General features: G+C 66.2%; 12 protein-coding genes, 1 tRNA gene and 1 pseudogene. 8 read left to right on the forward strand and 6 right to left on the reverse strand.

Annotation, left to right across the window (positions count from 1 at the left end):
- The first annotated feature begins 63 nt into the window (after positions 1–63).
- Positions 64–852, forward strand: a complete 789-nt coding sequence (locus tag H7F16_RS02475; RefSeq protein ID WP_185795964.1) for an inositol monophosphatase family protein — start codon at positions 64–66, stop codon at positions 850–852.
- Positions 853–1,049: 197 nt separating this feature from the next.
- Here the strand turns inward: H7F16_RS02475 and H7F16_RS02480 are convergent.
- Together H7F16_RS02480 and putA are read right to left on the reverse strand one after the other, a co-directional pair.
- Positions 1,050–1,833, reverse strand: a pseudogene (locus H7F16_RS02480) (rhomboid family intramembrane serine protease).
- Between the two features lie 654 nt (positions 1,834–2,487).
- Positions 2,488–5,928, reverse strand: coding sequence for a bifunctional proline dehydrogenase/L-glutamate gamma-semialdehyde dehydrogenase PutA (putA, locus tag H7F16_RS02485; protein WP_185795965.1), 3,441 nt, complete (start codon positions 5,926–5,928; stop codon positions 2,488–2,490).
- Positions 5,929–6,032: 104 nt separating this feature from the next.
- Between putA and H7F16_RS02490 the strand changes: the two genes are divergently transcribed.
- Positions 6,033–6,518 (forward strand): Lrp/AsnC family transcriptional regulator, encoded by a 486-nt coding sequence (locus H7F16_RS02490; RefSeq protein WP_185795966.1) that lies wholly within the window; start codon positions 6,033–6,035, stop codon positions 6,516–6,518.
- A 128-nt stretch (positions 6,519–6,646) separates the two neighbouring features.
- Here H7F16_RS02490 and H7F16_RS19800 read toward each other — a convergent pair whose 3' ends face one another.
- The 3 genes from H7F16_RS19800 to H7F16_RS02500 all read right to left on the reverse strand — a co-directional run bounded on the left by H7F16_RS19800 (position 6,647) and on the right by H7F16_RS02500 (position 8,294).
- Positions 6,647–6,778, reverse strand: a complete 132-nt coding sequence (locus H7F16_RS19800; protein ID WP_277818342.1) for a hypothetical protein — start codon at positions 6,776–6,778, stop codon at positions 6,647–6,649.
- Between the two features lie 301 nt (positions 6,779–7,079).
- Entirely contained in the window at positions 7,080–8,120 is a 1,041-nt protein-coding gene (locus H7F16_RS02495; protein ID WP_185795967.1) for an acyltransferase family protein, read from the reverse strand.
- A gap of 88 nt (positions 8,121–8,208) precedes the next feature.
- Positions 8,209–8,294 (reverse strand) — tRNA-Leu (locus H7F16_RS02500).
- A gap of 117 nt (positions 8,295–8,411) precedes the next feature.
- Here H7F16_RS02500 and H7F16_RS02505 point away from each other — a divergent pair.
- From H7F16_RS02505 to H7F16_RS02525, 5 genes are all read left to right on the forward strand, one after another.
- Positions 8,412–9,617 (forward strand): META domain-containing protein, encoded by a 1,206-nt coding sequence (locus H7F16_RS02505; protein ID WP_185795968.1) that lies wholly within the window; start codon positions 8,412–8,414, stop codon positions 9,615–9,617.
- Positions 9,614–10,636 (forward strand): hypothetical protein, encoded by a 1,023-nt coding sequence (locus H7F16_RS02510; protein WP_185795969.1) that lies wholly within the window; start codon positions 9,614–9,616, stop codon positions 10,634–10,636. Before H7F16_RS02505 ends, H7F16_RS02510 begins: the two co-directional genes overlap by 4 nt.
- 74 nt (positions 10,637–10,710) lie before the next feature.
- The gene (locus H7F16_RS02515) at positions 10,711–11,415 is read left to right on the forward strand and encodes a CoA transferase subunit A (protein ID WP_185795970.1); all 705 of its coding nucleotides are present in this window, start codon (positions 10,711–10,713) and stop codon (positions 11,413–11,415) included.
- The gene (locus tag H7F16_RS02520; RefSeq protein WP_277818353.1) at positions 11,412–12,041 is read left to right on the forward strand and encodes a CoA transferase subunit B; all 630 of its coding nucleotides are present in this window, start codon (positions 11,412–11,414) and stop codon (positions 12,039–12,041) included. Before H7F16_RS02515 ends, H7F16_RS02520 begins: the two co-directional genes overlap by 4 nt.
- 184 nt (positions 12,042–12,225) lie before the next feature.
- A complete protein-coding gene (locus H7F16_RS02525; protein ID WP_185795972.1) occupies positions 12,226–12,513 on the forward strand; it encodes a GNAT family N-acetyltransferase in 288 nt (95 codons plus the stop codon).
- On the opposite strand, the gene H7F16_RS02530 is transcribed toward H7F16_RS02525, so the two are convergent.
- Entirely contained in the window at positions 12,514–13,380 is an 867-nt protein-coding gene (locus H7F16_RS02530; RefSeq protein WP_185795973.1) for a lytic transglycosylase domain-containing protein, read from the reverse strand.
- Between the two features lie 381 nt (positions 13,381–13,761).
- Between H7F16_RS02530 and H7F16_RS02535 the strand changes: the two genes are divergently transcribed.
- The gene (locus H7F16_RS02535) at positions 13,762–13,935 is read left to right on the forward strand and encodes a Flp family type IVb pilin (protein ID WP_422121101.1); all 174 of its coding nucleotides are present in this window, start codon (positions 13,762–13,764) and stop codon (positions 13,933–13,935) included.
- Positions 13,936–14,486 lie beyond the last annotated feature (551 nt).

The raw sequence follows: 14,486 nt of genomic DNA on the forward strand, positions 1-14,486 counted from the left end.
CGCCCCGCCCCCGTGTAATCCCCGCCCCTTGACCGAACCCCGCGAAACCGACCGGAGCCTCACATGCAAGGCAGCGCCAACCTCAACCTGATGATCAAGGCCGCCCGCAAGGCTGGCCGCAGCCTCGTGAAAGACTTCCGCGAGGTCGAGAACCTTCAGGTCTCGTCCAAGGGCCCCGGCGATTTCGTCAGCCGCGCCGACCGCGAGGCGGAGCGGATCATCAAGGAAGACCTGCTCGGCGCGCGTCCGACCTATGGTTGGCTGGGCGAGGAGACCGGCGAGACGGAAGGCGCCGATCCGACCCGCCGCTGGATCGTCGACCCGCTGGACGGAACCACCAACTTCCTGCACGGCCTGCCGCATTGGGCTGTCTCGATCGCGCTGGAACACAAGGGCGAGATCGTCTCGGCCGTGGTGTTCGATGCCGCAAAGGACGAGATGTTCTGGGCGGAAAAGGGCGCGGGGGCCTGGTTGAACGACAGCCGCATGCGCGTGTCGGGGCGGCGCAACATGGTGGAAGCGGTTTTCGCGACGGGCGTGCCCTTCGGCGCCAAATCGACCCTGCCTGCCACGATGCAGGACCTTGCCCGCCTGATGCCCGCCTGTGCGGGTGTGCGGCGCTGGGGGGCTGCGGCGCTCGATCTCGCCTATGTCGCGGCTGGCCGTTATGACGGCTATTGGGAACGCGAGTTGAAAGCCTGGGACATCGCTGCCGGTCTGTTGCTGGTGAAAGAGGCGGGCGGCTTTGTTTCGGCCATCCGCGATGGCGACGAACCGCTGGTCAAAGGCTCGGTCATTTGCGGGAACGAAGGGTTGTTCGAACCCTTCCGCAAGATCATCCGCGGCGAGTAAATCCCGCACGCGCGGGGTTTGCACGGGGCCCACACGGGGGGCCATGCGCCCGCCCTGCGCCGCGTTCGGCGGCGCTTTGCGCAGGACAGTCCGATCCGTGAGATGCGGGTCAACGCACTGATCTTGCTTCGCTTTGTCCCGATTTCTATTGCGCCGCGCGTCGGGCCGAATGGCCTGAAGCGGCGCGTCGGGCCGCTTTAACGCCGCCCGCCCCAAGGCCCCCGATCCGAAGGAAGCGGCCGCCGCACCACGCGCGGCAGGCGGCTTTGAACCAAGGGATATTCCGCGACCGGATGGGGCGGCAGGCCGTGGTTGGCAGACCAGAACCCTGTTCCACCCAGCCGCAGGAAAACCGGCACGGCGAGAGCGAGTCCGGCGAGGAAGCCGCCGACATGCGCCCAATAGGCGACGCCGTCTGCATCGGTCGGGGTCATGGCTCCGCTGCCGAGCTGGAGTGCGAACCACACGCCCAGAACCACCCATGCCGGAATGGGGAAGATACGGAAAAATATGATGAAAATGAACAGGACATCCACCCGCGCGCGGGGGTAGAGCAGCAGGTATCCCCCCATCACACCCGCTATGGCGCCAGAGGCCCCGACCATCGGCACGCCCGAGGCGGGGTCGTCGAGAACCTGCGCCAGAGCGGCGGCGATGCCCGAGGCAAGGTAGAAGCCGAGGAAGGGGCCGTGGCCCATCCGGTCTTCGAGGTTGTCACCGAATACGTGCAAAAACAACATGTTACCCAAGAGATGCATCCAGCCGCCGTGCAGGAACATGCTGGTCAGGAAGGTTTCGTATCCTTGGCCATAGGCGATGCGGGCGGGAACGAGGCCCCAGCCCATGAAGAACCGCGCCACGGCCTGATCCGAGGGCAGGCCGAGCCAATAGGACAGGAATATCAGACAGTTAAGCCCGATCAGCAGGCGCGTCACATGGGGGGGTGCGCCCCGAGGGGTTATGGTCGCGGATCGGGAACATGGGGTGCAGGCTTTCCCATCGCGGCGCGGGGGTCAAGGGGTGCCGCGCAGGCGCAGACGGGGCGGTCCGCGCGGATGCACAGGGCATGCACAGTCTGACACGGCCGCATTAACCGCCGCTTTACCCTACCCGGCGGCACAGAGGACGGCGGAGGACGGGCCGAAGGGTGGGACGCAGGACGGGCGGCAGGACGGGTCGGAGGACGCGACGCAGGACGGGCCGAAGGACGGGACGCAGCACGGGACGGAGGACGGACCGCAGGACGGGCCGCAGCACGGGCCGAAGGACGGGACGCAGCATGGGACGCAGCACGGGACGGAGGACCGACCGCAGGACGGGCCGCAGAACGGGCCGAAGGACGGGACGCAGCATGGGACGCAGCACGGGACGGAGGACGGGACGGAGGACGGACCGCAGGACGGGACGCAGCACGGGCCGAAGGACGGGACGCAGGACGGGACGGAGGACGGGACGCAGCACGGGCGGCAGGACGGACCGCAGGACGGGAAACAGAACGCGCCGCAGCACGGGCGGCGGGACGGGACGGAGGACAGGACACAGAACGCGGCGCACGGCTGGCCGCAAAACTCACCACATGCACGGGCCGCAAAACGCGCCGCAGCGGGTATGGCCGCTGCGGCGCGCTTTGCGGGACTAGGCTTCGGACACGGCGACGAGCAGTTGTGCGTTGCCGCCCGATGCCGTGGTGTCGATGCAGACGTGCCGTTCGAGCCGCGCGTGGCCCGCATCGGGCCTGCCCACCAGCGGCAGGATCGGGCCTTGGCGCGCGGCCAGTGCCTGCGCATAGGCGCGCCCCGTTGCCGCGTCACCCCACCAGAGCGCGCCGGAAATCCCGCCGATCCGGGCGAGAACCCCGGGCGCGAGCGAGGGGGCTTCCACCGCCTGCCCGCCAAGGGCGCGCACGGCTTCGGCCTGCTGCACCGCCGCCGCCTCGGACGGGCCGAGGCAGAGAAGCGGCGCCCGCGCTTCGGAGCCGAGACGGTTCGATTCGCCCGTGGGGCCGGGCAGATCCTGACCTTCGGGCTTTGGCACGGCATGGGGGGCGCGCAGGGCGGCCATTACCTCGGCCTCGGCCGCGATGCGGCCGGCGGCAACGGTCACGTCAACCGGGGCCGAGGCGAACCGCGCGAGATAATCCGGCCCGCCCGCTTTCGGCCCCGTGCCGGAAAGCCCCTCGCCGCCGAAGGGCTGGCTGCCCACGACCGCGCCGATCTGGTTGCGGTTGACGTAGATGTTGCCGACCCGCACGCGGCTGACGATGCGCTGGACGCGGTCGTCGATGCGGGTGTGCAGGCCAAAGGTCAGCCCGTAGCCGGTGGCGTTGATCGCATCGACCACGGCGTCGATCTCGGCCGCCCTGAAGCGGGCGACATGCAGGACGGGGCCGAAAATCTCGCCCGGGAGATCGGCGATGCCGCCGACGCGAATGACGGTCGGGCCGACGAAGCAGCCTGCGGGGGCGGGCATCTCGTGCATCACGCGCCCTTCGGCGCGCGCGCGGGCGATATAGGCTGCGATGCCGGCCTGTGCTTCGGCGTCGATCACGGGGCCGACGTCGGTTGCAAGCTGCCACGGATCGCCCAGCGCCAGTTCCTGCATGGCGCCGAAAAGCATCTCTTCCACCGCTTCGGCCACATCCTCTTGCACGTAAAGGCAGCGCAGGGCCGAGCAGCGTTGCCCCGCCGACTGGAAGCTTGAGGCCAGAACGTCGCGCACGGCCTGTTCCGGCAGGGCCGTCGAGTCGACGATCATGGCGTTGAGGCCGCCTGTCTCGGCAATCAGCGGGGCGGTCGGGTCAAGATGTTCGGCCATCGCGCGGCGGATCAGCAGTGCCGTCTCGGTCGATCCGGTGAAGGCCACGCCCTTGACGCGCGGATCGCTTGTCAGGGCGCGCCCGACCACCGCACCGTCGCCGGGCAGGAATTGCAGGGCGGTCGCGGGAACGCCCGCCTTGTGCAGTAGGCCGATTGCCAAGGCCGCGATCAGCGGGGTCTGTTCGGCGGGTTTTGCCAGAACCGCATTGCCTGCGGCCAGCGCCGCCGCGACCTGCCCCGTGAAGATCGCAAGCGGGAAGTTCCACGGCGAGATGCAGGTGAACAGGCCGCGCGCGGGCTGGGACAGCGCCGCAGCGCCCGATGCGTAGTAGCGCAGGAAATCCACCGCCTCGCGCAATTCGCCCACGGCATCGGCGAGGGTCTTGCCTGACTCGCGCGCGAGAAGGGCGAAGATGCGGCCGTATTCGGCTTCATACAGGTCGGCGGCGCGGTTCAGGACGGCGGCGCGTTCGGCGGGGGCGGCCGACCAGGGTTCGGCCAGACGCAGGGCGGTTTCGACATCGGGGGTCGCGGCATCGACGACATGGCCGACCAAGGCGCCTGTCGCGGGGTTGCGGACCTCGTGCCGGATGCCGCCGGCGGTGCGTCCGGCCAGCATCGGCGCGGCCTCGAACAGGGCGGTGGCATGGGGGGTGCGCGCGGTCTCGATCGCGGCGAGGTCGAGCGCGTCGGTCAGGTCCCAGCCTTTGGAATTGGCCCGCGCCCCGAAGAGGCCCGGCCCCGTCTTGATGGCCGCCGAAGGCACGTTCGCCATCGCCTCCATCGCGGTGAGCGGGCAGGTTGCGACGGTTTCGGGCGGGACATCCGCGTTCACGATCTGGTTGACGAAGGACGAGTTCGCGCCGTTTTCAAGCAGACGCCGCACCAGATAGGCCAAGAGATCGCGATGCGCCCCGACGGGGGCGTAGATGCGGCAGCGGGTGGCGTTGTCGGTCAGCACGATGTCGTGCAGGCGTTCGCCCATGCCGTGCAGGCGCTGGAATTCGAAGGCCCGCTTGTCGGTTGCCATGTCGAGGATTGCGGCGACCGTATGGGCGTTGTGGGTGGCGAATTGCGGATAGATGCGGTCGGCCATGCCCAGAAGTTTGCGGGCGTTGGCGATGTAGGAGACGTCGGTCGCCTGCTTGCGGGTGAAAACGGGAAAGCTGGTCAGGCCCAGCACTTGCGCCCGCTTCACCTCGGCGTCCCAATAGGCGCCTTTGACCAGACGCACCATGATCTTGCGGTCAAGACGGTTGGCCAGATCGTAGAGCCAGTCGATCACCGCGCCCGCGCGTCGCCCGTAGGCCTGCACGACCACGCCGAAACCGTCCCAGCCCTTGAGCGCGGGGTCGGACAGCACGGCTTCGATCACCTCGAGCGAGAGGGCGAGGCGGTCGGCTTCCTCGGCGTCGATGTTGAAGCCAAGACCCGCGGCCTTGGCCAATCCGGCGAGGGCGCGGACGCGCGGGACGAGTTCTTCCATGACCCGCGCGCGCTTTGCGACCTCGTATCGCGGATGCAGGGCGGAGAGTTTGACCGAGATGCCCGGATTGGCGCGGATGTCATCGCCCTTGGCGGCGGCGGCGATGGCCGTGATCGCCTTGGAATAGGACAGGTGGTAGCGGCGCGCGTCGGCTTCGGTGCGCGCGGCCTCGCCCAGCATGTCGTAGCTGTAGCTGTAGCCCTTGGCTTCGAGTTCGCTGGCGCGCTTCATCGCCGCCTCGATGGTTTCGCCAAGCACGAACTGGCGGCCCATCTCTTTCATCGCCTGCGCGACAGCGCGGCGGATGACGGGTTCGCCAAGGCGTTTGACGGCGGCGCGCAGGTGGCCCACGACGCTGGGTTCGCGGTCTTCCAGAACCTTGCCCGTCAGCATCAGCGCCCAGGTCGAGGCGTTGACGAGGCTCGAGGCCGATCGGCCGAGGTGACGCCCCCAGTCGGAGGGCGCGATCTTGTCCTCGATCAGGGCATCCATCGTTTCGGCGTCGGGCACGCGCAAGAGCGCCTCGGCCAGACACATGAGGGCGATGCCCTCTTCGGTCGAAAGGCCGTATTCGGCAAGGAACACTTCCATCAGGCCGGGCTTGACGCTGTCGCGGATGCGGCGCACCAGATCGGCCCCTGACGCCGAGATCCGCGCCCGCGCGGCGGTGTCGAGGGCGGCCGCGGCGATCAGGCTTCGGTCCAGTGCGGCCTCGTCGGCGAGGGCGCCGCCCTCGATGATGGTCCACGGTGTCACAGTTGCGTCGCGGGGCATGGTAATATTCCTTTGTTTCGACTATAATAGCGCAGGTTTAACAGGCCGTTCTCCCCAATGCTGCCGTTTGGGCAGCCGGATCGGCCGTTCTTGCGGGGTATCCCATGTCGATCAGCCTGCCGCCCTATCGGTCTGCCGCGCGCATCGAACTTGACCGCTTCGACGAGGCGATCATCCGCACGCTGTCCATGGACGGGCGCATCAGTGCGACCGAACTGGCCCGCAGGATCGGCCTGTCGAAATCGCCCACGCAAGCGCGGATGAAGCGGCTGGAGGATGCGGGGCTGATTACCGGATACCGCGCCCTGCTTGACCCGATCCGGCTGGGGCTGGCCCATGTCGCCTTTGTTGAGGTGCGGCTGTCCGACACCCGCGAGGCGGCGTTGCAGGCCTTCAACAAGGCCGTGCTGGCGGTGCCCGAGGTGGAGCAGTGCCATATGATCGCCAGCCGCTTCGACTATCTGCTGAAGGTGCGCACCGCCGACATTCAGGATTACCGCCGCGTGCTGGCCGAACGCATCAGCGCGCTGCCGCATGTCGCCTCGACCTCGACCTATGTGGCGATGGAGGCGGTGAAGGACCTGTTCTGACCGGCGGCAAGGCGGGCTAAGGCGGAAGGCGGGCCAAGGCGGAAGGCGGGCCACAGCGGAGGGTGGGCCACGGCCGCGCCCCCGCATCGCCTTGGCGGCAAAGGGCACGGGCCTGCCGGTCAGAAGACCTATTTCTTCTTGTCGCCCGCGCCGATCTGGATGCCCTTGGCAAACAGCTCGCCCGCCTTGGCGGGATCGGCCTTTTTCACCTGTTTGGGCTTCTTCACTTCGCGGTTGCTGTGACTTTTTCCTTTGGCCAAGGCATGTTCCTTTCGCCCGCTCGGGGCAATTCGTGGAAGTGTCGCCCTGCCTTGCGCGCCAAGACAGGCGTCGAAACGCATGCAAAGCGGCCATGCCTGCCCCCCGCCTGACGCGGGTGCGCGCGCACCTGCACGCAGGTGCCCAAGGTCTGGTCGTTTCGCGGATTTGCCCAACCACGCGGCGCGAGAGCCGTGCAGGCCCGAAGGGGCACACCCCCTTATACGCCGCGCCCCTGCGGATGGCGAGGACTGCTTGCGATGGCGTCCGTAGACCCGTGGCCTTGACCACCCGAGGCAGGCGTCAGGCGACCGCTGCCGGACCCGCCGCGAAGCCGCGCTTGAGGCGCAGGGCCGGCTTTTCCACCAGCGACCAGGACAGGGCCGCACAGGCCAGTGTGACGGGCAGGGAAAGCGCGATGTTCCCCCACACCGTCAGAACGCCCGCCGAAGCGAAGGCCTGCTGGATCGGGAATGCATAGATGTAGGTGCCATAGGACCAGTCAGCGCCGCGATTGAACCGCGCCAATAGCGGCAGGCGTGCATAGCCGAGGACAAAGGCGCCATAGGCCACACAGATCGTCAGCATCGGCAAGAATAGCTTTGTCGGCAAAAGCAGGGCCGTGAGGGCGACGAGGCCAAGCGCGTAGACCCATGACAGCCGGACATGGTCGCGCCAGACCCAGAAGCACATGCCGATGATGAAGGGGAAGGAAAGCTGCACAAATCGATTGCTGTCGCTGGAGTAGACCATGCCGCCGTATGCCAACAGCATACCCGCCACCGAGGCCGCGAACCGCCGCGGGTTGCGGAGGATTCCGAGCGAGCCGATGGCAGCAACGCAAAGATAGAAATAGACCTCGAATTCCAGCGTCCATAGGGATGCGTTCGTGTCAGGCTCATACGGGTTGTTCTCGAACACTCCGGGCAGGGCGCGGGAGTGCCAGAACATCGACAAGGATGCGTTGGAGTAGATGTAGCGCGGGACCGCAGCCCAGTAATCGCGCGGCGCAGCCGTCGAGATGAAAGACCCGACAAGCGCGCAGACTAGCAACATCACGACCAGTGCAGGCATGATCCGAAGGAAACGCGCGACAAGGAACGAGAGCGGATTGGGCGCAGATTCAAAGCTGCGCGCAATGAAGAAGCCGGAGACCGCAAAGAAGAGCATCACGCCGAGACCGCCAAGCCCCATGCCGTTCAGGAGCAGCGCCACAGGCTCGCGATGGTAGTCGCCGTCTGTCACGGGATAGGCATGTGACACCAGCACCCCAACAGCCGCCAGAAGCCGGATCAGGTTGAAGTTGTTGTCATGACCGGCGCAGCGGTCGGAAATTGAAATCATCGGGGCGCCTGAAGGAATTCTGCAAATGCAAGAAACATTAAGCGCAGCGGGCCGCACGGCAAGGGAAATCCGTTGCACGGCCGATCGGTGGTGCCCGCGGCGAGAGTCGAACTCGCACGGCCTTTCGGCCTAAGGATTTTAAGTCCTCTGTGTCTACCGTTCCACCACGCGGGCAGGCGTGATGGGGGTCGCTACCAAGGTTTCGGCTGCCGGTAAAGCCCGCGACCCTACGCGCGCTTTGCCGCGGCCGAAACTGGCGCTAGGGTCGGGATTGGTTAACGGGGGGTTCCGATGCGCGTTTTGCCGGCTCTGCTTTGCCTGTTGCTTGCGGCCCTTCCGGCTGCGGCGGGCGAGGTCACGCGCGAGATCACCGGCAGCCTTGCCTATGCCCCGCGCATCGCGTTGCCGCCGGATGTGGAAATGGCGGTCGAACTCTCCGGCCCTTCCGGCCCAGTTGCCAGCCTGCGGCAGATGACGCGGGGGGCGCAGGTGCCTTTGCCCTTTGCCCTGGAGGCCCGCGAGGGCGAGGCGCTGACCCTGCGCGCGGCGCTGTTCCTCGACGGTCGTCCGCTCTGGATCACGGGGGAGGTGGCGGTTCCGGCGGGGGACGAAGATCTCGACCTCGGGCGGATTGCTTTGCAGGCGCATGTCGCCATCGGCCCCGACACGCGGCTCGATTGCGGCGGGCAGGAAGTTCGTCTGGGCATCACCGGCGACAGTGCCGTGCTGTCGGCGGGCGGAGCGAGCATCGCGCTGGCGCGCGGGGCGGCGGCGACCGGAACCCGCTTTAGCGACGGGGCCACGCCCGAAACCGCGCTTCGGCTGCAAGCGGGCGGGATCGCCGTGACCTTGCGCGGCAAGACATTGCCCGATTGCACGGCGCTGATCCCCGATGCGCTGCTGCCGCTGACATTGCGCGGCACCGAGCCGTTCTGGGCGCTGACCATAGCACCTGACGGGATGCGCCTCGAGCGGGCCGATGCGGCGGCGCTGGAACTGCCCCTGCCCCCTGTCGAAACCCTGCCCGGGGGCATCGCCTTGCGTGGCGGGGGGCTTGAGGTCACCCTGTCGGCCGCGCCCTGCCACGACGCCATGACCGGCATGCCCTATCCGCTGACGGGGGTTGTGACGCAGGAGGGCAAGACCCTGAACGGCTGCGGTGGTGATCCTGCGTCGCTGCTTGCCGGAGCATGGCGGGCCAGTGAGATCGGCGCCAAACCCCTGCGCGGCGGAGCCGAGGTCACGCTGGTCTTCGCCAAGGACAGGTTCAGCGGGCAGGCCTGCAACCGGTTCGGCGGACCCTTCAGCCTGACCGGAGAGGGGCTGCGCCTTGGCCCTGCCACGGCCACCCGCATGGCCTGCCCTGCCCCGCAGATGGAGGCCGAGACCGCGACCTTTGCCGCCCTTGCCGCCGCCACGGGCTTTGATATCGATGCAGACGGCCAACTTGTCCTTGTCGCCGCCGATGGCGTGCCGCTTCTGAAAGCCCGCAAATGACCTTTCCTGCCGACCGTGCCGAGACGATCATCCGCGAAAGCCTTGCCCATCTTTTGTCGCTGATCGGAAAGAAGGGCCGCTTCGTCTATGCCCACAAGGCTGATGATCCTGCGGCGGCAAGCGAAGGTTACAACATGCTGCGCCATTGCGGCACGTTGTGGTTTATGCTGCGGGCGGTGGCAGAGCTGGATGTGACGCTGACGACCGCCGAGACGAAGCGGCTTGCCGCGGCGATCGGCTATGCGGGCGGCAAGATGCAGCGACCGGCATGGATCGCCGGGCCGTCCTATGCGCTGGTGACGAAGGGCATGGTGAAAACCGGGGGGATCGGGCTGTCGCTGGTGATGCTGATCGGGTGGCGCGACCTTGCGGCGCGGCGCCGCCTGCCCGCGCCCGAATTGCCCGCACCGCTGGACGACACCGTCGCGGGGCTGGTGACCTATGGTCTGCATCAGGCCGAGGGGGGCGATTTCATTCACAAACGCAGCATCGAGGACGGCACGCCCACCCCCTTTCGCAGCGACTATTACACGGGCGAGGTGTTGCTTGGGCTGATCTGTGCCGAAGCGCCGCGCGATCTTGTCGGCCCGCTGACGCGGGGTTTGATGGAGCGGGGCTACGGTATCGACATCCAGAGCCACTGGATGGCCTATGCCGCCTGCGAGGCCATCGAGCGCGGGTATGTCGATGCGGCCTTTGGCGAGGCCTATGTGACGCGTCTGGTCGCGCATATGGCCGAACATACCGAATACCGCCTGCGCCGCGCCTCGACCCCCATCGCCTGCCGGACCGAGGCTTTGACGCGGGTGCTGATGCTGGCCAAGGCGCGCGGGGCGGACTGCACGCTTTCGGCGGAAACGCTTGCCACGGCGCGGGCCGAGGCCGAAACCAATCTGGCGCTGCAACTCGACTGGTATCGAAACGGCCAGTTCCTGAAGTCGGACGAGGACGACAAGGTGCAGATCGACTACATCCAGCACAATGCCACGTCCTACCTCAACTGGCTGGCCATCGGCTGATGCCGCAGCGCAGCGATTGACAGTGCCAAAGGGGCGGTCCCATATGTCGGCGGGCACCGCCACGGGGAGGAAACATGAAGAAAATCTATCCGGACGCCAGCGCAGCACTATCGGGTCTGCTGTTCGACGGCATGACCATCGCCAGCGGCGGCTTTGGCCTGTGCGGCATCCCCGAACTGCTGATTGCCGCCATCCGGCAGGCGGGCACGAAGGACCTGACGGTTGCGTCGAACAACGCGGGCGTTGACGGGTTCGGGTTGGGCGTTCTGCTGGAAAGCCGGCAGGTGAAGAAGATGATCTCCTCCTACGTGGGCGAGAACGCCGAATTCATGCGGCAGTATCTGTCGGGCGAGCTGGAGTTGGAATTCAACCCCCAAGGCACGCTTGCCGAACGCATGCGCGCCGGCGGCGCGGGCATCCCCGGTTTCTACACCCGCACCGGCGTCGGCACGGTGATTGCCGAGGGCAAGGAACACAAGGATTTCGACGGCAAGACCTATATCCTTGAACGCGCCATCAATGCCGACCTCTCCATCGTCAAGGCGTGGAAGGCGGACCCTTCGGGCAACCTCGTCTTCCGCAAGACCGCCCGCAACTTCAACCCGCCCGCCGCCACCTGCGGCCGTACTTGCGTGGCCGAGGTCGAGGAGATCGTGCCCTTGGGCAGCCTCGACCCCGACACGATCCACCTGCCCGGCATCTATGTGCATCGCATCGTGCAAGGGCAGCACGAAAAGCGCATCGAACAGCGCACCGTCCGCAAGAAGGAGGCCGTCTGATGTGGGACCGCAACCAGATGGCGGCGCGGGCCGCGCAGGAACTGCAAGACGGCTGGTATGTGAACCTTGGCATCGGGATTCCGACGCTTGTGGCGAATTACATCCCCGAAGGGGTGGAAGTGACCCTGCAATCGGAGAACGGGATGCTCGGCATGGGCCCCTTCCCCTATGAGGGCGAAGAGGATGCCGACCTGATCAACGCAGGCAAGCAGACGATCACCGAACTGCCGCAGACGGCGTTCTTCGACAGCGCCCAAAGCTTCGCCATGATCCGCGGCGGCAAGATCGCGATGGCGATTCTTGGTGCGATGGAGGTGGCCGAGAATGGTGACCTTGCGAACTGGATGATCCCCGGCAAGCTGGTCAAGGGCATGGGCGGGGCGATGGACCTTGTGGCGGGCGTGGGCCGCGTGGTCGTGGTGATGGACCACACCAGCAAGCACGGCGAGTCAAAGGTGCTGAAACGCTGCACCCTGCCGCTGACGGGGCAAGGCGTGGTGAACCGGATCATCACCAACCTTGGCGTTCTGGATGTCGTCGAGGGCGGCCTCAAACTGGTCGAACTTGCCGATGGCGTGACCGAAGCCGAACTGCGGGCCGCGACCGAGGCGACGCTGGTCAACTGAGCGCGGCGCGGGCCCGAGTGACGGTTCCGCGTGGCGGGCGCGCGTGGCATGGATGTTTCGCCCCCTCTTTCCCCGCGGCCGTTCCAAGGCGGGGACGGGGGGGGGCGGCACCCGCGGAAGCGGAAGCTTTTCCTTGCCGCCTTGCGCGCGACCTGCGAGTCTGGGCGCAGACCGGAGCGCCGCCATGACACATACCATCACCCGCGAACATGGCCCCACCAAGGGCCGCTATGTCATAAGCCTTGGCGCGGCCGAGGCGGAGCTGACCTATTCCATCACCTCGCCCAAGCTGATCATCGCGGACCATACCCTTGTGCCGGACGCCTTTCGCGGCACGGGCGCGGGTCTCGCCCTTGTCACGCGCATGGTCGAGGATGCCCGCGCGGAAGGGGTCAAGATCATGCCGCTTTGCCCCTTTGTGAACGCGCAGCGCAAGAAGCACCCCGAATGGGCCGATGCCTTTTCGGTCTGATCAGTCGGAAGCGGAAATCACGCGGAACACGCAAGGGTCGGTGACAAGTTCGGGCGGGCTTTGGCACAGGCCCTGTGCCACCTGCCACGCCGCCAGAACCTTTGGCACGTAGTCGCGCGTTTCGGAATAGGGCGGCACCCCGCGATTGGCTTCGACCGCGCCCTCGCCCGCGTTATAGGCAGCGATGACCATCAGCGGGTCGCGGCCGAAACGCTTCATCAGCCAGTCGAGATAGGCGATCCCGCCCTTGATGTTCTGCACCGGATCGAAGGCATCGGCGACGCCGAAGCGTTGCGCGGTGGCGGGGATGAGTTGCATGAGGCCCTGTGCGCCCGCCCCGCTTTGCGCATCGGCCACGCCGCCGCTTTCGGTCGCCATCACGGCAAGCGCCAAGGCGGGCGAAACCTCGGTTCCGACGGTGGCCTTGAGAAGCTCGACCCCCCAATCCTTGGCCAATTGCTGCATGGCTTGCAGGCGCGGGGCGGCGACGACCTCGCCCTTGGGGCCTTTGCCCAGCGTGGCGAGGGCCAGCGCGAAGCGGCCATCGGCCTTGTCGATGCCCGCAGGCACCGTATCCCAATACCAGCTGTAACGCGCGGCCGCTTGCGGCAGGGGCCCCAAGGGCCGGTCGGGCGCGTCAGGCAGGGGAAGGTCGGGCTTTACCTGCGGCACCTTGGGCAAGAGGGCCAAGAGACGCGCCTGTTCGACCGGATCGATCTGGACGGTGATGCGCTTGCCGGGAAGCGAGTCGCCCACGCGGATGCGTTTGAAGGTGAAATCGGCCTTTGCGGGCGGCTCTTGGGCCGAAAGGACCTGAGCCGCAAGCAGGGTCACACACACCACCCCCAAAGCTGCCCGCCGAAACATCGATTCCCGCCCCTGTTCGCTGGCATTGCCGGTTTACCGACGAATGGGTGCGACTCTCGCAAAGAATCGCGTCTTTGGCCACCCGAAGGCAGGTGAAAGGTGGCGTTTTCGCCCAAGGTGTTAACAAACCGGGCCGATTTTCGTGTTTTCTTTCGAGTGGCGATAAAAATAAACCAGCAAAAGCAATGGCTTGATAATTTTCAGCAAAAAAATCGACCTGCCCAAAAATGCCCCGACGCGCCCCAAATCAGGCCACGTTCAGGGGGCTATATAGGGACATGCCGAACGGGATCGGATGGAACAGAGGCCACCGAAACAGCAACCGCCCGGCATGTAACGAAGTGAAACCGTAACGAGTAAGGAACGACCAAAATGCTGAAACTGAAAAACTTCTTCAAAAACTTCTCGGCCAACGAAGCTGGCGCCGTGACCGTGGACTGGGTTGTCCTCGCCGCTGCCGTCGTCGGTCTGTCGGCTGTGGTCGGCACCACGGTGAAAACCGCGATCAGCACCAAGGCCAACGCGATCTCGACCTCGATCGCTGCTGCCAACTGATATTGGCAAACGGTCCGGGGTGGCTGCGTTCGCATCATGCGACCGACGGGCCACCCCGTGCCGGCTGATCCCAAAATGCTCAGAACCCTCCTTCGGAAGTTTTGCGCCGGCGAAGCGGGGGCAGTTACAGTTGACTGGGTGGTCTTGACCGCCCTTGTCGTCGGACTGTCTGCGGTCGTCGGGACAACGGTGAAAACATCACTCCAGACCAAAGCGAACGCGATCTCGACCTCGATCGCGGCCGCCAGGTGAGAAACTGAGTCGGGGCGAATCCCGCTGGACCCTTCACTACGGTGTTGCGCGGCCCGACTCGTCTTATCGCCCAGAGTGCTGGGATTGAGCCGAAAACCATCCGAAAGATGGCATTTTCGCCAGATTCACACCAGAAAGGACGCCGGACACAGACGAAAGCATGGGTAGTTAAGAATTGTTTCGTTTCCTTTCAAAGGGTTGCGTTAACAATTGCTAAAATCCTTCCGCGGACGGGATATGCCTAAAGCATTCCTAACTGCGGCCACGATTCGAGGGCCATATGAGGCCATACCGAACGG

The sequence above is a fragment of the Paragemmobacter straminiformis genome, assembly GCF_014243445.1.
Classification (GTDB): domain Bacteria; phylum Pseudomonadota; class Alphaproteobacteria; order Rhodobacterales; family Rhodobacteraceae; genus Paragemmobacter; species Paragemmobacter straminiformis.